We start from the raw sequence: 19,315 nt of genomic DNA, 5'->3' as shown, positions 1-19,315 counted from the left end.
AGACGAGGCGTCGCGGCAGATGAACGTGGATCTTCTTTTCCAGCCGGCCGCTTGGGTCAGCTTCCTGACGCTTTCCGCCATGGAAATCGTGCTCGGCATCGACAATGTCGTGTTCATCTCCGTGCTCGTCTCCCGCCTGCCGGCGGCGCAGGCCAAGCGCGCTCGCCAGATCGGCCTGTCGCTGGCGCTGATCTTCCGCATCCTGCTGCTGATGGTGCTGTCGTTCCTGATCGGGCTCACGGCGCCTGTCTTCACGCTGTTCGAGCACGCCTTCTCGTGGCGCGACCTGATCCTGCTCGCCGGCGGCCTGTTCCTCGTCTTCAAGGCGACGCACGAGATCCACAGGGGCGTCGAGGGGCATGACGAGGGCGGCAAGGGCGCGATCACGGCCGGCTTCTCCGCCATTGTCGCCCAGATCATCGTCATCGACATCGTCTTCTCGGTCGATTCGATCGTCACCGCGATCGGCATGGCCGAGCACATCGAGATCATGATCGCCGCCGTCATCGTCGCGATGATCGTCATGTATATCGCCTCCGGCCCGATCTCTTCCTTCATCGAGAAGCATCCGACGACCAAGATGCTGGCTCTGGCCTTCCTGCTGATGATCGGCGCGGCGCTGATCGCCGATGGCGTCGGCTTCCACATTCCGCGCAACTATCTCTATGTGGCGATGGCCTTCTCGGCGCTCGTCGAAATGCTCAACATCGCCGCCAGGCGCAACCGCGCGGCGAGTTGACGGCCAAGGCCGCGACAGCGGCAGCCGGGGCGGCTTGAATCGGTTCTAGAACCGGTTGCAACGCCCCGGCGCCGCCTCTACAACGGTTGATCCTGAGCAAAGCGCCATCCTCCGGAGGGCGCTTTTTCGCGGCCGAGGCTGCGCTCCACAACCAGCACTGACAGTATCGCCATGGGCCTTTCCTTCGCGTCCGCACGCCTCATCATGGGGCTCTTCTTCGTCTATTCGAGCTCGATGTCGAACTGGCTGATCCGCATTCCGGACGTCCAGCACAAGCTCGGCCTGGAGCCGGCGACCCTCGCCATCTGCCTGCTCGGCGTTCCCATCGGTCTCGTAACGTCGATGGCGTTCTCCGGCGCCCTGGTCGAGCGGATGGGTCCGCGCCGCGCCATCAAGGTCGGCTTCCTGCTGCTGCTGGCGCCGCTGCTGCTGCCGGGCTTCGCGCCGACGGCGACGCTGCTGTTCTTCGCGCTGGTTCTGGTCGGCCTCGGCATGGGCCCGCTCGAGGTCGCGCTGAACGTCATGGCCGACCGGATCGGCCGGTCGATCGGCCGTACGGTGATGTCGCGCTGCCATGCCTTCTGGAGCTTCGGCTTCATGGCCGGCGGCATCACGGGATCGCTCGCCGCGACCTACGGACTGGAGCCTGGCGTCCACATGGTCATCGTCGTCGTGATCGCGCTGGTCGTCGGCGAGGCACTGGCGACGCGCTTGCCGATGGCCAATGTGGGCGAGACGCGCGAATCGCAGGAAAAGGCGCCGGTCTTCGTCATTCCCTCCCCGAAGATCGTGCTGCTCTGCCTGTTCGCCTTCGGCATGCTGCTGGTCGAGGGCGGCATCGCCGACTGGAGTGCGATCTACCTGCGCGACGTCTTCGGCGCCAAGCCGCCGGTAACCGGCTTCGCCTTCACGGCGTTTGGCTTCGTCATGGCGATGGGACGCCTGGCCGGCGACTGGTTGTCGATGCGCTACGGCGCCGTGACGATGGCGCGCGTCTGCTGCGCCATCGGCCTTGTCGGTCTGCTGGCCATGGTGCTGGCGGTCGAGCCGATACTCGTCATCATCGGCGCCGGCCTGACCGGATTCGGCGTCTCGATCGTCTTCCCGCTGGCAGTGACGGCGGCGGCGGCGCGCGAGGGATCGCCGGCCGTCAATGTCGCAGCGCTGTCGCTGCTGTCGTTCTCGGGCTTCCTGCTCGGGCCGCCGATGATCGGCTTCGTCGCCGAGGTGGGCGGTCTTCGCCTCGGCATGGCGACGCTGCTGCTCGCGGGCGGCATGAGCCTCTGGCTCTCCGGCGAAGTGCGGCCGCGCAAGGCGGGCAGCACACCGGTACCGGCCAAGGAAGCCGTCACCGAGGCGGCGTAGAATAGCGGATCACTCCGCACGAACCGACCTGGCCGCCTCGCGGCCGGGTCCTCCTCTTCCATCGGCGCCGCCGGGCGCGAAATATCGGAGACAGTCATGGTCCAGGCAATCAGCGTCCACGCGATCCGGGTTCAGGCGCATGGCGGTCCCGAGGTGCTCTCCTACGATACGATCGAGGTCGGCGCGCCCGGCGCCGGTCAGGTCCGCCTTCGCCACACTGCGATCGGCCTCAACTTCGTCGACACCTATTTCCGCACCGGCCTCTATGCCGCGCCCGGCCCGTTCCCCTTCGTTCCGGGTAGCGAGGGTGTCGGCGTCGTCGAGGCGGTCGGCGAGGGCGTCACCGAATTCAAGGTCGGCGACCGGGTTGGCTATGCCGATCCGATGGGCGCCTATGCCGAGGCGCGGCTTGCCCCCGCCAACCGCCTGATCGCCATCCCGGACGGCGTCAGCGACACCATCGCGGCCTCGTCGATCCTGAAGGGGCTGACCGCCCGCTACCTGCTGCGCGAGACGTTCCGCGTCGGTCCGGAGCATACGATCCTGTTCCACGCCGCCGCTGGCGGTGTCGGACAGATCGCGACGCAATGGGCTAAGTCGCTCGGCGCCAGCGTGATCGGCACGGTCGGTTCGTCCGCGAAGGCTGAGATCGCCAGAAGTCTCGGCTGCGACCATGTCATCAACTATCAGACCGAGGATTTCGTCGAGCGCGTGCGCGAGATCACCGGTGGCGCCAAGGTCGACGTCGTCTACGACTCGGTCGGCAAGGATACGTTCCCGGCCTCGCTCGACTGCCTCAAGCGGCGCGGCACCTGGGTGTCGTTCGGCAACGCATCCGGCGCGGTGCCGCCGTTCAGCATCGGCATCCTGAACCAGAAGGGTTCGCTCTACGCCACCCGCCCTTCGCTGGGTGGTTATGTCGCCGAGCGCTTCGAACTGGTCGAGTCCGCCAAGGATCTGTTCGACGTCATCCTGTCGGGCAAGGTCAAGGTGGCGGAACCGCAGACCTTCAAGCTCGCCGACGCGGCGGAGGCCCAGCGCGCGCTGGAAGGCCGCCGCACGACAGGCTCGGTCGTACTGATCCCCTGAGCCGTCCCGGTCGGGGGCGGCCCTAGCGCAGCTCTTCCGACTGGTTGAAGTGATGGCTGGCGAGGTTGAAGAAGGCGGCGGGCGCGAAGCGCAGATTGCCGCCTGCGCGGATCACCATGCCGAAACGGTTGAGCGCCAGCCCCTTGTCGGCGATCGGCCGGAACACGACGTCGCCGGATGCGAGCTCCTGCTCGATGCCGAGCGGCGTCATGAAGGAGAGATAGCGCCCCGTCTTCGCCAGCTCGAACAGCATGCGGATCGAGTTGACCTCGACATAGGAGCGTCTCGCCGAGGCGTCCTGATGGAGAAACGGCTCGATCATCTCGCGGATCGACAGGCCGCGCCGGGGCACGGCGAAGGGATGGGCGAAGCAGGTGGCAAAGCTCGGCCGGACTTCGCCGGCGAGCGGATGATCCGCCCGCATGACGACGCCGATCGGCAGGTCGCGCCGGGTGGCGATCTCGATCTCGCGATTCGGCTTGGCGATGAAGGTGAAGCCGATATCGACTTCGGCGCCGACCACAGCGTCGATCACCTCCGACGCCGACGCCATGCGGATATCGACATGCAGGCTCGGATAATGCGCGCCGAAGGCGGCGACCAGGCCGGGCAGGATGGTGAGGCCGACGCTCTCCACCGTGGCGATCCGCACCGTGCCGGTCTTCATTCCGGCAAGTAGACCCAGTTCCGACACCGCGGCTTCCAAAGGACCAGCGAGCTGGCGGGCATGGCGAAGCAGGATCTCGCCCGCCGGCGTCAGGCGAAGCCGGCGCGCCTCGCGCGTGAATAGCGGCATGTCGAGCGTCTGTTCGAGATGGCCGATCTGCCGCGCCACGGCGGAGGAGGCGATGTTGAGCCGCCTGGCCGTTTCCCGCATCGAGAGCGTCTCGGCGACCATGACGAAATAGATCAGCGACGGCGTCTGGAACAGCCGTGCGAGACTGGCGGAAGACAGGCCGGCCTTCGGTTGCATGATGCCAACCCCTTTGCGGCTCTCGCGGTGCATTGCTGCCTTTTCGGCAGCGGTCCGCGCTCCATCAGGCACTATCATGGACACCCGGTCCGGCCTAGCATGATGTCAGGGGATGGCGTCAGGTTTGCGTTGCGACGTGGACTTGCCGCGATAAGGTGCACCAATTGATCAAAGATTCCATTTGATCACGCCTTAGGCATTTCCCTATGGTTCGTCCAAGGTCGGACGCCTGGTACGTACTGGAATGGAACGGAAATGGGCCGCCTCACCACGCATGTTCTCGATACCGCCGCCGGCCGTCCGGCTGCGGGGCTGAAGATCGACCTCTATCGCCTCGGGTCGACGCCCGTGCTGGTGAAGTCCGTCACGACGAATGCCGATGGCCGGATCGACGGGCCGCTGCTCGAGGGCGCGGCGCTGGAGGAGGGCAACTACGAGTTGCTCTTCCATGCCGGTGATTATCTGCGCGCATCCGGCGCGGAGCTACCGGCGACCCTGTTTCTCGACGTCATTCCGATCCGCTTCGGCATCGGCGCGCCGTCGGAGCACTATCACGTGCCGCTGCTGATCTCGCCTTACGGCTATTCCACCTATCGGGGCAGTTGAGCAGCATGCGCGAAACCGTTCGCTTCGTTCGCCGGGGCCAGATCGTCGAGGTCGGCAAAGTCGATCCGATGACGACGCTGCTCGACTATCTGCGCCTGACCGAAGGGTCGACCGGCACCAAGGAAGGCTGCGGCGAGGGCGATTGCGGCGCCTGCACTGTGGCGATCGGGCGCTCGCGCGGCGGCAAGGTCGTCTACGAGCCGGTCAATGCCTGCATCCAGCTGCTCGGCATGGCCGACGGCACCGAGATCGTGACGGTGGAGGATCTGGCCGACGGCGTGACCCTGCATCCGATCCAGCAGGCCATGGTCGAGAAGCACGGCTCGCAATGCGGCTTCTGCACGCCGGGCTTCGTCATGAGCCTGTTCTCGCTCTATGAGGGCACCGACGGCCCGGTCGGGCGCGACGAGGTCAATGATGCGATCGCCGGCAATCTTTGCCGCTGCACCGGCTATCGACCGATTGTCGAGGCGGCGTTGTCGGCCTGCGCCGGCCCGCGCGATGACAAGTTCCGCAAGACGGCCGAGGACATGGCCGGCATCCTCGATTTCATTACCGACGACCGCGATATCTTCATCGGCGACGACGACCGCTTCTTCGCGGCGCCGGCCTCGATCGACGGCTTGGCCGCGCTCTATTCACGCCATCCCGATGCGATCCTGGTCGCCGGCGCCACCGATGTCGGCCTCTGGATTACCAAACAACTCAGGGACTTGCCCAAGATCATTCATCTGGGGCGTGTCAAGGATCTCGACGGCATCGAGGATACCGGGCGCGAGGTGCTGATCGGCGCGGCGGCGACCTATGCCGGCGTCGAGCCCTATATGCGCGCCATCGATCCCGATCTCGGCGAGCTGTTCCGGCGCATCGGCTCCAAGCAGGTGCGGGCGCGCGGCACGGTCGGCGGCAATGTGGCCAATGGCTCGCCGATCGGCGATACGCCGCCGGCGCTGATCGTGCTCGGCGCGACGATGGAGCTGCGCCGGCGCGACCGCTCTCGCGTCCTGGCGGTCGAGGATTTCTATATCGAGTACGGCAAGCAGAACCGCGCGGCGGGCGAGTTCGTCACCGGGCTGCTGATCCCGAAGCTGCGGCCGGATCAGGTATTCCGCTGCTACAAGGTCACCAAGCGTTTCGACCAGGACATTTCCTCGGTGATGGGCGCATTCCGCTTCACGCTCGACGAGCAGGGCGTGATCCAGGAAGCGCGCATCGCCTATGGCGGCATGGCCGGCATTCCGAAGCGGGCCAAGGGCGCGGAAGCGGCCCTGCAGGGGGCCGGCATTCGCGACGCGGCCGCCTGGTCGAAGGCGTTCGTCGCGCTGCGGGACGATTTCGCGCCAATGGACGACCATCGCGCCAGCGCCAATTACCGCGCCGAGACGGCGCATGCACTTCTCGGCAAGGCCCTGCTCGAAGCGGCCGGCACGCCGACCTCGCGCACACGTCTCGTCGGTCGGCGGGAGGGCTATGTCCATGCTGCTGAATAAGCCTCCCATCGTCGCCGATGCCGACCTCGCCGTCGTCCGCAAGCCGCTGCCGCATGACAGCGCGCCGCGCCATGTGACGGGCACCGCCGCCTATATCGACGATATCCGCGAGCCGTCCGGCACGCTGCATGTCGCGCCCGGCTATGCGCCGATCGCCAGCGGTCAGATCACCAGCCTCGATCTCGACGAGGTGCGCGCTGCGCCCGGTGTCGTCGCCGTGCTGACGGCGGCGGATATTCCCGGCAGCAACGATGTGAGCCCGAAGCTGATCGGCGATGACCCGGCCCTGGCTGTCGATCGGGTCCGCTTCCACGGCCAGGTGGTGTTCATCGTCGTCGCCGAGACGCGCGACCAGGCTCGCCGCGCCGCCAAGAAGGCGAAATTCGTCACGGTCGCGGAGACGCCGGTCGTCGCGATCGCCGAAGCGACCGAGACCGTCCTGCCGGAATATTCGTTCGGGCGGGGCGACGTCGAAATGGGCCTCGCGGCAGCGCCGCTGAAGCTCGACGGCCAGTTCAGCATCGGCGGTCAGGAGCATTTCTACCTCGAGGGCCAGATCGCGCTTGCCGTGCCCGGCGAGGCGGGCGAGATGCATGTATATTCCTCGACCCAGCATCCAAGCGAAGTCCAGCATCTGGTCGCGCACGCCCTGCATGTGCCCTCCAGCGCCGTGACCGTGGAGATCCGCCGCATGGGCGGCGGCTTCGGCGGCAAGGAAAGCCAGGCTTCGCAATGGGCGGTGCTCGCGGCGGTCGCGGCGGTGAAGACGGGACGGCCCTGCAAGTTCCGCCTCGATCGCGACGACGACATGATGATGACCGGCAAGCGGCATGAGTTCGATGTCGAGTATCGCGTCGGCGCGACGTCGGACGGCATCCTGCGTTCCGTCGACGTGGCGCTCAACGCGCGCTGCGGCCATTCGGAAGATCTGTCGATGGGCGTCGTCGACCGGACGATGTTCCATTCCGACAATTCCTATTTCTATCCGACCTGCCGCATCCTGACCCGGCGTTTCCGTACCAACACGGTCTCCAACACCGCCTTCCGCGGTTTCGGCGGCCCGCAGGGCATGCTGTTCGCCGAGCGGATGATGGATCATCTTGCCTATACGCTGCAGAAGGACCCGCTCGACGTCCGCAAGGAGAATTTCTACCGGGCCGGCCGCGACCACACCCCCTATGGCATGCAGGTCACCGACAATCTGCTGCACGATCTCGTCGGTCAGTTGGAGCGGACCAGCGACTATCGGGCGCGCCGCGAGGAGATTACGGCCTGGAACGCCAAGAGCCGGATCCTGAAGCGCGGGCTGGCGCTGACGCCGGTCAAGTTCGGCATCTCCTTCACGCTGATGATGCTGAACCAGGCCGGCGCGCTGATCCATCTCTATCGCGATGGGTCGCTGCATCTGAACCATGGCGGCACCGAGATGGGGCAGGGGCTGTACCAGAAGGTGGCGCAGGTGGTGGCCGAGGCGTTCGGCGTCGATACGGCCAAGGTGGCGATCACCGCGACCCGCACCGACAAGGTGCCGAACACGTCGCCGACGGCGGCCTCTTCCGGTACCGATCTCAATGCCATGGCGGCGCAGAACGCCTGCAACATCATCAAGGATCGCCTCTTCGCCTTCATCGAGGAGAAGTGGCATGTCCGCCGCACCCAGGTGACGTTCCGCGACAACCAGGTCGTCTTTGGCAATCACGTGATGAGTCTGGCCGAGCTTGCCAACGCCGCCTATGTCGAGCGCGTGCAGCTTTCGGCTGCCGGCTTCTACAAGACGCCGAAGATCGCCTGGAACCGCGACAAGGCCGAGGGCCGGCCGTTCTTCTATTTCGCCTATGGCGCGGCCTGCTCGGAAGTCACGATCGACACCATGACCGGCGAGATGAAGGTTGATCGCGTCGACGTCCTGCACGATGTCGGCAAGTCGCTCAATCCGGCCATCGACATCGGCCAGATCGAGGGCGGTTTCGTCCAGGGCATGGGCTGGCTGACGACCGAGGAACTGGTCTGGGACAAGCAGGGGCGGCTGCGCACCCATGCGCCCTCCACCTACAAGATCCCCGCCGCCTCGGACATTCCCGAGCATTTCAAGGTCGAGCTTTTCCAGTCGGAAGGGCCGCGCGAAGACACTATCTTTAAGTCGAAGGCCGTGGGCGAGCCGCCCCTGATGCTCGGCATCTCGGTCTTCTGTGCGATCGCCAATGCGATCGCCAGCCTGAAACCGGGCGTGATGCCCGCCCTCAACGCGCCGGCGACGCCGGAGGCCATCATGCGGGCGGTTCGAGGGATGACGACGACAGGATAGAACATGCTGGTCTGGCAGCGCCTTCTCGAAGCGATCGATCGCCACGGCAAGGCCGCCATGGCGACGGTGGTGGAGACACGCGGGTCGGCGCCGCGCGAGGCCGGTGCCCGCATCGTGGTGCTGCCGGATGCCTCTTTTTTCGGCACGATCGGCGGCGGTACGCTCGAATGGCGGGCGATTGCGGATTTGCAGGCGGCGCTGGCGCGGCCGGTGCCGCATTTCTACGAGAACCGGCGCGTCGCGCTCGGCCCTGAGCTCGGCCAGTGCTGTGGCGGCCGAGTCGACCTTGCGCTCGAGGTGTTCGATCGGACGCGGCGGCAGGAAGTCGCCGAGCTGGCGGAGGCCGAACGGGCGGGCCTGTTCCGCACCCGGGCCGAGCAGAAATCGGACGGCAAGCTGCACCGGATCCCGGACGGCGCGAGCACGGTTCCGATCGGCTCGGTGCATGTCGATCACGGCATCATCGAAGAGGGATTTGGCGACGACCGGCGGGTTCTCTACCTGTTCGGCGCCGGCCATGTCGGCCGCGCGCTGGTGCTGGCGCTGGCGCCGCTGCCCTTCCAGGTCGTCTGGGTCGATCCGCGCCCCGACGCCTTTCCACAGCATGTTCCGGCCAATGTGCGCTGCGTCCAGCCGGCCGACACGCCGGCGACGCTCGACGGCGCGCCGCGTGACAGCCTGGTTCTGGTGATGTCGCATAGCCATGCCCTCGACCTCGCCATCGTCGCCAAGGCGCTGAAAGGCCAGCATTTCGCCTATGTCGGGCTGATCGGCAGCGAAACCAAGCGTGCCCGCTTCGCGAGCCAGCTCTCTGGCGCGGGTCTTGCGAGGGAGGAAATCGACCGCTTGGTATCGCCGATCGGTGTCGAGGGGATCCGGTCGAAACTGCCGGCGGCTATTGCGGCTTCGGTCGCCGCCGATCTACTGGTGCGCGATGAGGCCATGCGGCAGGTTCTTGCGGACGGGGCGCTGAGGCAGGCCGAGCTGGGGAAGCGCGGATTGAGGGGACGCTGAGGTGGAGCTTATCAGGAGTGGGGCAGGGAGCGCGGGGCCGGGACGACAACGTCCGGACAGCGCGCCGCTGTTGCGGGCGATCGGCATCACCAAGATGTTCGGCAGCTTCACGGCCAACGACACCATCGACCTGACGATCCGCCCGGGCGAGATCCATGCGCTGCTCGGCGAGAACGGCGCCGGCAAGTCCACTTTGGTCAAGATCCTGTATGGCTCGCTGCAGCCGACCGATGGCAGCATCGAGTGGAAGGGACGGCCGGTCGGCATATCCAGCCCCTCCGCCGCGCGAAAGCTCGGCATCGGCATGGTGTTCCAGCATTTCTCGCTGTTCGAGGCGCTGACCGTCGTCGAGAACATCGCACTGGCATTGTCCGACCGGAAGAGCCGCTCCGCGCTGTCGCGCGAGATCGAGACGATCTCGGCCGAATACGGCCTGCCGCTCAATCCCAATTCGGTGATCGCCGATCTCTCGGTCGGCGAGCGCCAGCGCGTCGAGATCGTGCGCTGCCTGCTGCAGAACCCCGAACTGATCATCATGGACGAGCCGACCTCGGTGCTGACGCCACAGGAGGCCGACGATCTCTTCCTCACCCTCGACAAGCTGACCGCGCGCGGCTGCGCCGTGCTCTACATCAGCCATCGGCTCGAAGAGGTGAAGCGGATCTGCCATCACGCGACGATCCTGCGCCACGGCAAGGTGGTGGCGGAATGTGATCCGCAGAAGGAGACCGCAGCCCGCCTGGCGACCATGATGGTCGGCGCCGAGGTGCGCAGCCTGACGGCCGACATCCCGCCGCCGCAGAACGCCCGGACGCGTCTCGCCGTCCAGGACCTGTCGTTGCCGAAGCCGCATCCCTTCGCGGTCGCGCTCCATGCGATCTCGTTCGAGGTCAAGGCGGGTGAGGTGATGGCGATCGCCGGCATCGCCGGCAACGGTCAGGGCGAGCTGTTCGATGCGCTGTCCGGCGAACGCCTGTCCGACGGAGCCGCCACGGTGGTGATCGACGGCAAGGCCTGTGGCGGGCTGGGCGTCACCGCGCGGCGAAAGCTTGGCGCGGCCTTCGTTCCGGAAGAGCGCATGGGCCATGGCGCCGTTCCGCGCATGAAGCTCTCCGACAACGCGCTGCTGACGCGCCATGCAACCGGAGATCATTTGCTGCGCGGCGGCGTCATCAATCCGGAGGCGTCGCGGCAGCTCGCCGAGCGCATCAGCCGCTCCTTCGATGTGCGCAAGGGGGCGCCGGATCCGGAAGCCGGATCGCTTTCGGGCGGCAACCTGCAGAAATTCGTCGTCGGCCGCGAGATCGACCGCCAGCCCGGCGTGCTGGTCGTCAGCCAGCCAACCTGGGGCGTCGACGCCGGCGCCGCGGCGATCATCCGCCAGGCCCTGATCGACCTGGCCCGGTCGGGCTCGGCGATCCTGGTGATCAGTCAGGATCTCGACGAGGTATTGGAGATCGCCGACCACGTCGCGGTGATCTCGAAGGGTCATCTTTCGCCGTCGCGGCCGACCTCCGGGTTGACGCGCGAGGAAATCGGCCTGTTGATGGGCGGTGTCGGCGAACCGACGATGACGGGCCGGGGGGCTGTTCATGCGGGTTGAGTTGGTCCGCCGTGGCGAGCGTTCCGCCGCCATGGCCTATCTGTCGCCCTTGCTGGCGCTGCTGTTGACGCTGATCGGCGGGGCGCTAATCGTCATCGTCTGGCGCGTCGTCGCGATGGATACGTCGGCGCCGGATTCGGGCGGTCTGTTCGGCGCGATCCAGCAGGGCTTCGCCGACTACGGCCGGTTTCTCTACGTCTTCTTCATCGAGCCGCTGACGGCGATGTGGTCGATCGAGGACCTGATCGCCAAGGCGACGCCGATCATCCTGGTGGCGATCGGCCTGTCCTTCTGCTTCCTCTCCAACACCTGGAACATCGGCGCGGAAGGCCAGATCGCCGTCGGCGCGATCACCGGTTCGTTCCTGCCGATCTTCTTCCCTGAATGGCAGGGGCCGTTCATCCTGCCGGCGATGCTGATCCTCGGCATGCTGGGCGGCATGGCCTATGCCTCAATCCCGGCACTCCTGAAGATCCGCTTCGGCACCAACGAGATCCTGACCAGCCTGATGCTGGTCTATGTGGCGCAGCTCTTCCTCGACTGGCTGGCGCGCGGGCCTTGGCGCAATCCCGAGGGACACAATTTCCCGGACAGCCGCCCCTTCGACGGCGACCAGCTGCTGCCCACGCTGTTCGGCACCAATATCCGCATCAGCGTCCTCTTCGTGTTCGTCGCCGCGTTTGCCGCCTGGTTCCTGATGCGCTGGACCAAGACGGGCTTCCAGATCCGCGTGCTCGGCCAGGCGCCACGGGCAGGGGCCTTTGCCGGCTTCAGCCAGAAGCGGATGGTGCTGCTGACCTTCCTGATCTCGGGCGCGCTGGCGGGGCTTGCCGGCGCTTCGGAGATCGCCGGGCCGGTCGGCCAGTTGCGCACCACGGTGTCGCCCGGCTACGGCTTCACGGCGATCATCGTCGCGTTTCTCGGCCGGCTGAACCCGATTGGCGCCATCTTTGCCGGCTTCCTGCTGGCGCTTTCCTATCTCGGCGGCGAGGGCGCGCAGATCGCGCTCGGCATGTCCGACCAGACGACGCGGGTGTTCCAGGGCATGCTCCTGTTCTTCGTGCTCGCCTGCGACAGCTTCATCTTCTACCGGCTGCAGATCGTGCGCCGTCCCGTCGTCCCCCAGACCCAGGCGGTGGCGTCATGACCGCGCTCATGCTGGAAGGGATCCTGCTCACCATCATCACGGCGGCGACGCCGTTGCTGTTCGCCTCGATCGGCGAGCTGGTGACCGAACGATCCGGCGTTCTCAACCTCGGCGTCGAGGGCATGATGGCGATGGGCGCGGTGATCGGCTTTGCCGTCGCCCACACCACGGGAAATGTCGCGCTCGGCGTTGTCGGCGCCATCCTCGCCGGCATGGCAATGGCGGCCCTGTTCGGCGTCGTGACGCTGATCTTTGTCGCCAACCAGGTCGCTTCCGGCCTGGCCTTGACCCTGTTTGGCCTCGGCCTGTCCGGCCTGATCGGCGACGCCTTCGTCGGCGTTCCCGGCGCCGGCCTCGCCCGTGTCTCGATCCCGGTCCTCAGCGACCTGCCCGTCATCGGCCTGCTGTTCCGCCTGGATCCGCTCACCTATCTCGCCATCGCGATCACCATCGGCGTGTCGTGGTTCCTGTTCCGGATGCGCGGCGGGCTGATCCTGCGCGCCGTCGGCGACAGCCACACCTCGGCGCATGCGCTCGGCTACAGCGTCATCCGCGTCCGTTTCATGGCGGTGCTGTTCGGCGGCGCCTGCTCGGGGCTTGCCGGCGCCTATCTGTCGCTCGTCTACACGCCGCAATGGACCCAGGCGATGACGGCGGGCCGCGGCTGGATCGCCCTGGCGCTGGTGGTGTTCGGCACCTGGCTGCCGCGGCGCGTGCTGGTGGGGGCGCTGCTGTTCGGCGGCGTCAGCATCCTGCAGCTGCATGCCCAGGCGCTGGGCGTCGGCGTGCCGTCGCAGTTCCTGTCGGCGCTGCCCTATCTGACGACGATCGTCGTGCTGGTGATCATTTCGCGCAATCGCGCGCTCGTCCGGGCCAACACGCCGGCGGCGCTCGGTCAATCCTTCGTTCCCGACCGCTAGGGAACATCTTGCCGGGACGTGCCGCAGCGATCCGCGGCGATCTCCTGAACGAGTGGATCGCACTGTAAGACGTACAGAGGGGAACAGGCCTTGAAACATATTCTGACCGCAGCCACAGCAGTGATTGCACTCACCATCGGCATCGGCTCCGCCAACGCGGCCGACAAGCTGAAGGCATGCTGGATGTATGTCGGCCCGCACAATGACGGCGGCTACAGCGAGGGCCACAATACCGGTCGCCTGATGGTCGAAAAGGAGCTCGGCGACAAGGTAGAGACGTCCTATGTCGAGAGCATCGCCGAGGGTCCGGACGCCGAGCGCGCGCTCGAGCGCCTCGCCCGTTCCGGCTGCCAGATCATCTTCTCGACCTCGTTCGGCTTCATGGACCCGACCATCAAGGTCGCGGCGAAGTTCCCTGACGTGAAGTTCGAGCACGCCACCGGCTTCAAGTCGGCACCGAATGTCGGCACCTACAACGCCCGCTTCTACGAGGGCCGCTACATCGCCGGCCAGATCGCCGCCAAGCAGTCGAAGTCCGGCGTCGCCGGCTACATCGTCTCCTTCCCGATCCCCGAAGTGGTGATGGGCATCAACTCGTTCATGCTCGGCGCGCAGTCGATCAACCCGGACTTCAAGATCAAGGTGGTCTGGGTCAACTCCTGGTTCGATCCCGCCAAGGAGGCCGACGCGGCCAAGGCGCTGTTCGACCAGGGCGCCGACATCATCACGCAGCACACGGATTCGCCCGCGCCGCTGCAGATCGCCCAGGAGCGCGGCCTGCACGGCTTCGGCCAGGCGCATGACATGTACAAATTCGCCCCCAAGGCACAGTACACCGCCATCGTCGACACCTGGGGCCCGTACTACGTCAAGCGTGTCAACGCCGTGCTGGATGGAACCTGGAAGGCCGAGCAGATCTGGGACGGCCTGAAGGACGGCATCATGGAGATGGCCGACTACACCAACTTGCCGGACGATGTCGTCGCTTCGGCCAAGAAGACCCAGGCCGAGATCGAGGCCGGCACGCTGCATCCGTTCAAGGGACCGATCTTCAAGCAGGACGGCACCGAGGCGATCGGCGAGGGCAAGGTGCTCGACGACGGCACGCTCCTCAGCATGAACTGGTACGTCAAGGGAATCGACGACCAGCTGCCCAAGTAGTCGCTGCGCGACCGATCGCCCGGAACGCTTTGCCGCGCTTCCGGGCGATTTTCTCCGCTCCACCGGCCTTGCGCCGCTCGATCCGGATGCGGCAGCGCAGGATTGGGCGACGCCGGGCTCTCCTCCGATCTTTCGGAACCGGCACAACAACGAGACCGAAGCCCGCCCGATGTCCGCATTCTATGTCGACTGGTTGAACCTCCTGATCCGCTGGGCCCACATGGTCGTCGGCATCGGCTGGATCGGAACCTCCTTCTATTTCATCGCGCTCGACCTCTCGCTGAAGAAGCGCGAGCAGATGAAGGAAGGCGTCTACGGCACCGCCTGGGAGGTGCATGGCGGCGGCTTCTATCACGTCGAGAAATACCTGATCGCGCCGCCGGCGCTGCCCTCCGACCTGATCTGGTACAAGTGGGAGGCCTACCTCACCTGGGTCACCGGCTTCCTGCTTCTGGTCGTCCAGTACTACTGGAACGCCAACACCTATCTGATCGACCAGTCCGTTCTGCCGATGCTGCCGTCGCAGGCGATCGTCATCTCGATGCTGTCGCTCGTGGGCGGCTGGGTCCTCTACGACCAGCTCTGCAAGTCGATCATCGGCCGCAACACGCCGCTGCTCGCCGTCTGCCTGTTCGTGCTGATCGTCGGCGCCGCCTACATGTTCACCCATGTCTATTCGGGCCGCGGCGCGCTGATCCATGTCGGCGCCTTCATCGGCACGATCATGGCGGTCAACGTCTTCGGCGTGATCATCCCGAACCAGAAGAAGATCGTTGCCTCGCTTTTGAAGCACGAGAAGCCCGATCCGCGCCTCGGCGCCATCGGCAAGCAGCGCTCGGTGCACAACAACTACCTGACGCTGCCCGTGCTGCTGATGATGGTCTCGAACCATTATCCGATGCTGTCGAGCCACCCGAACAGCTGGATCCTCGTTGCCTTCGTGCTGCTGCTGGGCGGCTCGATCCGACATTTCCTCAATCGACACGAGGCGCATGATCCGTTCCGCAAATTCGCCTGGACGATCCCCGCTGCGGCGGTGGCGTTCGGCGCCCTGCTGGTCATGACGGCGCCGCGCCCGGTCGAGATCGACCCGAGCCTGATGGTGTCGGACGCCGACGTGTTGACGCTGACGGCGAAGCATTGCGCCGCCTGCCACGCCACCAAGCCGACGCATGACGGCTTCGACGCGGCGCCCAAGGGCGTCGTCCTGACCTCGACCGACCAGCTGGCGGCGCACAAGCAGCAGATCATGGCGCAGGCGGTGAACGGGACCGCCATGCCGCTCGGCAACGAGAACGGCATGACCGAGGACGACCGCAAGAGGCTTGGCGCGTGGCTGCAAAGCCATTAGACAGACCGGAGTATGGCCTGCAACCGGGATGAAATGTCGACCCAACCGCTGACGCTCGCCGCGGTCAACCGCATGGATGAGGAAGCCTTCGTGACGCGTTTCGGCGATATCGCCGAACATTCGCCATGGGTGGCAGACGTGGCGGGGAGGGCGCGGCCCTATCCCGACAGGGAAGCGATGGTGGCGGCCTTTGCCGACGCCGTGCAGGCCGCCGGCGTCGAGGCGCAGCGGGCGCTGCTCCTGGCCCATCCCGATCTCGCCGGTCGCGCCGCGATCGCCAACGAACTGGCGCCGGAATCGCGCAACGAGCAGGCGAGCGCCGGGCTCGACCGCATGAACGCCGCCGAATACGCTGAGTTCTCCGAGCTGAACGCGGCCTATCGCGCGCGGCACGGCATTCCCTTCATCCTCGCCGTCAAGGGTGCCACCAAGCAGCAGGTGCTTGATGCCTTTGCCGCGCGGGTCGGCAACGATCCGGAGGTCGAGTTCGCGACCGCCCTAGCGCAGGTGGAACGGATCATCCGCTTCCGTCTCGAAGACCGGGTCGCAGCATGACCGATACCCAGACGACGAACGCGGCGACGATGCGCGCCATGGGGGAACGCGCGCAGCAGAAGATCGACGCGCTGGCCGCGATCTCCGCCGATCCCGATCGATTGACCCGCCTATATCTGACGCCCGAGCACAAGCGCGCCGCCAAACTGGTTGGCAGCTGGATGGACGAGGCGGGGCTTTCTGTCCGCATGGACGCCGCCGGCACCATGCGCGGCGTGCTGCCTCCGGGCCGTCCCGGCCGCAGCGGCAACAAGACCCTCCTGATCGGCTCGCATATCGACACCGTCATCGACGGCGGCCGCTATGACGGCAATCTTGGCGTCGTGGTCGGCCTGCTCGCCGTCGAGGCGCTGAAGGCGCGCGGCGAGACACTGCCCTTCGCCGTCGAGATCCTCGCCTTCGGTGACGAGGAGGGCGTGCGCTATCCGGTCACGCTGACCTCCTCGGCGGTCGCCGCCGGCGTGTTCGATCCGGCCACGCTCGACCAGAAGGACCGCTCGGGGACGACGCTGCGCGATGCCCTGGTCGCGTTCGGCGGCGATCCGGCTGCTCTGGCCGGCGAAGCCTTCCAGCCTTCTTCGGTGCTCGGCTATCTCGAGGTGCATATCGAGCAGGGACCGGTGCTGGAGCGTATCAACGCGCCGCTCGGCGTCGTCACGGCGATTGCCAGCCAGAGCCGCCACCGGATCCGCATCCGGGGCGAGGCGGGTCATGCCGGCACGGTGCCGATGGCGATGCGGCGCGATGCGCTGGTCGCCGCTTCCGAGCTGATCGTTGGCATCGAGGCGATCGCCCGCAAGGACCGCAAGAACGCGCTGGTGGCGACCGTCGGCGAAATCGAGGCCCTGCCGGGTGCGTCGAACGTCATTCCGGCCGAAGTCCGGCTTTCGCTCGATGTTCGCGCCGCCAGCGACGAGGCGCGCCGCGAGGCCGTCGCCGCGATCCTGTCGCTCGCCCGCAAGACCGAAGCGGTGCGCCAGGTGGCGCTGACCTTCGAGACCGTGCTGGAGAAGCCGGTGGCGGCCTGCGGCCGGCGCATGATGGCGGCGATCCAGGAAGGCGCCTCGCGCGTGATGGGCAAGCCGGCGCAAACGCTGCTTTCGGGCGCCGGGCATGACGGGCTGTCGATGGTGCGTCTCTGCGAATACGGCATGATCTTCGTGCGCTGCCGGGGCGGCATCAGCCACAACCCGGCCGAGTTCGTCACGATCGACGACATGGGGGCGGCCGTCGAGGGGCTGGTCGAGACGATCCTCGCGCTGGCGCGGCAGGAAGACGACCAATGATCCGCGAAACCGTCACCGCCAATTGGGAGCGCGAGGTCGCGTTCCTGAAGGGCCTGATCCAGATCCCGAGCGACAATCCGCCCGGCCATTGCGCCCCGCATGCCGAGGCCACGGCGGCCGCGCTCGAGGCGCTCGGCTTCATGGTCGAGCAGCATCCGGTCGCCGAGCCCTATGTTCGCCAGCACGGCATGAAGAGCGTCACCAACCTGATCGTCCGCAAGAGTTTCGGCGACGGCGAGGGGCCGGTCATCGCCTTGAACGCGCATGGCGACGTGGTGCCGCCCGGGCTTGGCTGGACCGCCGATCCCTATGGCGCCGAGGAGCGAAACGGCGCGCTTTACGGGCGTGGCGCGGCTGTCTCGAAGTCGGATTTCGCCACCTATGCCTTTGCGCTGCTCGCGCTGGAGCAATCGGAAAAGCGCCTTTCGGGCGGCGTCGAGCTGCACCTGACCTATGACGAGGAGACGGGTGGTTTCGTCGGGCCGCAATGGCTGCTGGCGCACGATCTCTCGAAGGCCGACTTCGCCATTTCGGCTGGATTCTCCTATGCTATCACCACCGCGCATAACGGCGCGCTGCACCTCGAAGTCGTCGTGCGCGGCCGCCAGGCCCACGCGGCGATGCCGTCCTCCGGTGTCGACGCGCTGGAAGCCGCGACGCCGATCCTGACCGCCATCTATGCCGAGCGGCGACGCCTCGCGGAGCGGGTCTCGACCGAGCGCGGCATCGGCTCGCCGCAGATCACCGTCGGGCTGATCTCGGGCGGCATCAACACCAATGTCGTGCCGGACAGGATCTCATTCCGGATCGATCGCCGGCTGATCCCGGAAGAGCAGGGTGAAGCCGTCGAGGCCGAACTGATCGCGCTGATCGAGGCGGCGACGCCTGACACCGAAGGTGTAGAAGTCGAATGCCGCCGGATCATGCTGGCCGAACCCCTCCGGCCACTGCCGGGCGTCGAGCGCCTCGTCGCCGCGATCCAGGGACCGGCCAAGGCCGTGCTCGGCTTCCCGATCGAACCGACCGGGGCACCGCTCTACACCGATGCGCGGCACTATTCGGCGGCCGGCATCCCGACGATCCTCTATGGCGCCGGCCCGCGCTCGATCCTGGAAGCGAACGCGCATTCGGCCGACGAGCACATTCAGCTGTCGGACCTGCGCGCAGCCACCGAGATCGTCGCTCTGGCGCTGGAGGACCTGCTGTCGGCCTGACTTCTTCGGCCCGAAAGGGCCGCGTTCTCGACCCGGATCCGGATGCCGAGCAGGATGAGATTCAGCGTGCCGAATACCAGCGCGACAACAGGCAGATCGAGCACGAGCGCCAGCAGCGGGATTTCCAGCGCGACGACCACGTAGTTCGGGTGGCGCAGGAAGCGATAGGGGCCGGTCGCTCGCAGCGGCGCATCGTCGAGCGTGATGATGCGCGTCGTCCAGTAGGGGCCGAGCGTCGCGAGCACCCAGAGGCGCAGGACCTGCAGCAGCGCGAAGGCGGCGATGAGGATCCAGTTCACCGGCGGGCTCGGCGCAGTCCAGGCGGCAAGCGTCACTAGCCAAGCGGCGTGCAGCAGCACGATAATCGGATAGTGCTCCGCCCCGACCTCTCGACCGCCCCGCGCCAGCAGGTCGCGCGTGTTGCGCCGGGCATAGGCGAGCTCGACGCCCCGTTGCAGCGCCACCGCGAGAAGCAGCCAGTAGCCCCAGCCCATATG

Annotated in this window: 17 protein-coding genes; 15 read left to right on the top strand and 2 right to left on the bottom strand. The window is 66.6% G+C overall.

The window, feature by feature from the left end; translation table 11 throughout:
* Window positions 1-19: 19 nt before the first annotated feature.
* The 3 genes from G342_RS0103475 (at window position 20) to G342_RS0103465 (ending at window position 3,193) form a co-directional block, all read left to right on the top strand.
* The gene (locus G342_RS0103475) at window positions 20-739 is read left to right on the top strand and encodes a TerC family protein (protein WP_018181712.1); all 720 of its coding nucleotides are present in this window, start codon (window positions 20-22) and stop codon (window positions 737-739) included.
* A gap of 171 nt (window positions 740-910) precedes the next feature.
* Window positions 911-2,104: an MFS transporter gene (locus G342_RS23120; protein ID WP_018181711.1), complete on the top strand. Its 1,194-nt coding sequence runs from the start codon at window positions 911-913 to the stop codon at window positions 2,102-2,104.
* A gap of 96 nt (window positions 2,105-2,200) precedes the next feature.
* Window positions 2,201-3,193 (top strand): quinone oxidoreductase family protein, encoded by a 993-nt coding sequence (locus tag G342_RS0103465; protein WP_018181710.1) that lies wholly within the window; start codon window positions 2,201-2,203, stop codon window positions 3,191-3,193.
* Window positions 3,194-3,215: 22 nt separating this feature from the next.
* Here G342_RS0103465 and G342_RS23115 read toward each other — a convergent pair whose 3' ends face one another.
* Window positions 3,216-4,166 (bottom strand): LysR family transcriptional regulator, encoded by a 951-nt coding sequence (locus G342_RS23115; protein WP_198010728.1) that lies wholly within the window; start codon window positions 4,164-4,166, stop codon window positions 3,216-3,218.
* A gap of 255 nt (window positions 4,167-4,421) precedes the next feature.
* Between G342_RS23115 and uraH the strand changes: the two genes are divergently transcribed.
* The 12 genes from uraH to G342_RS0103400 all read left to right on the top strand — a co-directional run bounded on the left by uraH (window position 4,422) and on the right by G342_RS0103400 (window position 18,818).
* Window positions 4,422-4,772, top strand: a complete 351-nt coding sequence (uraH, locus tag G342_RS0103455; protein WP_018181708.1) for a hydroxyisourate hydrolase — start codon at window positions 4,422-4,424, stop codon at window positions 4,770-4,772.
* Window positions 4,773-4,777: 5 nt separating this feature from the next.
* Complete coding sequence (gene xdhA, locus G342_RS0103450) at window positions 4,778-6,262, top strand: xanthine dehydrogenase small subunit (protein WP_018181707.1); 1,485 nt, start codon at window positions 4,778-4,780, stop codon at window positions 6,260-6,262.
* Window positions 6,249-8,567 carry a xanthine dehydrogenase molybdopterin binding subunit gene (gene xdhB, locus G342_RS0103445; RefSeq protein ID WP_018181706.1) on the top strand — a complete coding sequence of 773 codons (2,319 nt, stop codon included), beginning with the start codon at window positions 6,249-6,251 and terminating at the stop codon, window positions 8,565-8,567. The genes xdhA and xdhB overlap by 14 nt, the downstream gene beginning before the upstream one ends.
* A 3-nt stretch (window positions 8,568-8,570) precedes the next feature.
* Entirely contained in the window at window positions 8,571-9,581 is a 1,011-nt protein-coding gene (gene xdhC, locus G342_RS0103440) for a xanthine dehydrogenase accessory protein XdhC (protein WP_018181705.1), read from the top strand.
* Between the two features lie 94 nt (window positions 9,582-9,675).
* A complete protein-coding gene (locus G342_RS0103435) occupies window positions 9,676-11,184 on the top strand; it encodes an ABC transporter ATP-binding protein (RefSeq protein ID WP_051094098.1) in 1,509 nt (502 codons plus the stop codon).
* Complete coding sequence (locus G342_RS0103430) at window positions 11,174-12,331, top strand: ABC transporter permease (RefSeq protein WP_018181703.1); 1,158 nt, start codon at window positions 11,174-11,176, stop codon at window positions 12,329-12,331. Before G342_RS0103435 ends, G342_RS0103430 begins: the two co-directional genes overlap by 11 nt.
* An 8-nt stretch (window positions 12,332-12,339) precedes the next feature.
* Window positions 12,340-13,251 carry an ABC transporter permease gene (locus tag G342_RS0103425; RefSeq protein WP_026304076.1) on the top strand — a complete coding sequence of 304 codons (912 nt, stop codon included), beginning with the start codon at window positions 12,340-12,342 and terminating at the stop codon, window positions 13,249-13,251.
* Window positions 13,252-13,341: 90 nt separating this feature from the next.
* Window positions 13,342-14,412 carry a BMP family ABC transporter substrate-binding protein gene (locus G342_RS0103420; protein ID WP_026304075.1) on the top strand — a complete coding sequence of 357 codons (1,071 nt, stop codon included), beginning with the start codon at window positions 13,342-13,344 and terminating at the stop codon, window positions 14,410-14,412.
* Between the two features lie 169 nt (window positions 14,413-14,581).
* Entirely contained in the window at window positions 14,582-15,763 is a 1,182-nt protein-coding gene (locus tag G342_RS0103415) for a urate hydroxylase PuuD (protein WP_018181700.1), read from the top strand.
* A gap of 33 nt (window positions 15,764-15,796) precedes the next feature.
* A complete protein-coding gene (uraD, locus tag G342_RS0103410) occupies window positions 15,797-16,318 on the top strand; it encodes a 2-oxo-4-hydroxy-4-carboxy-5-ureidoimidazoline decarboxylase (RefSeq protein ID WP_026304074.1) in 522 nt (173 codons plus the stop codon).
* The gene (locus tag G342_RS0103405) at window positions 16,315-17,604 is read left to right on the top strand and encodes an allantoate amidohydrolase (protein WP_018181698.1); all 1,290 of its coding nucleotides are present in this window, start codon (window positions 16,315-16,317) and stop codon (window positions 17,602-17,604) included. The genes uraD and G342_RS0103405 overlap by 4 nt, the downstream gene beginning before the upstream one ends.
* Window positions 17,601-18,818, top strand: coding sequence for an ArgE/DapE family deacylase (locus tag G342_RS0103400; protein ID WP_018181697.1), 1,218 nt, complete (start codon window positions 17,601-17,603; stop codon window positions 18,816-18,818). Before G342_RS0103405 ends, G342_RS0103400 begins: the two co-directional genes overlap by 4 nt.
* On the opposite strand, the gene G342_RS0103395 is transcribed toward G342_RS0103400, so the two are convergent.
* A complete protein-coding gene (locus tag G342_RS0103395; RefSeq protein ID WP_018181696.1) occupies window positions 18,749-19,312 on the bottom strand; it encodes an isoprenylcysteine carboxyl methyltransferase family protein in 564 nt (187 codons plus the stop codon). The genes G342_RS0103400 and G342_RS0103395 overlap by 70 nt on opposite strands.
* Window positions 19,313-19,315 lie beyond the last annotated feature (3 nt).

This window comes from Kaistia granuli DSM 23481 (genome assembly GCF_000380505.1).
GTDB lineage: Bacteria > Pseudomonadota > Alphaproteobacteria > Rhizobiales > Kaistiaceae > Kaistia > Kaistia granuli.
Note: the sequence above shows the minus strand (reverse complement) of the source record. Positions and strands in the feature narration are given on the sequence as shown.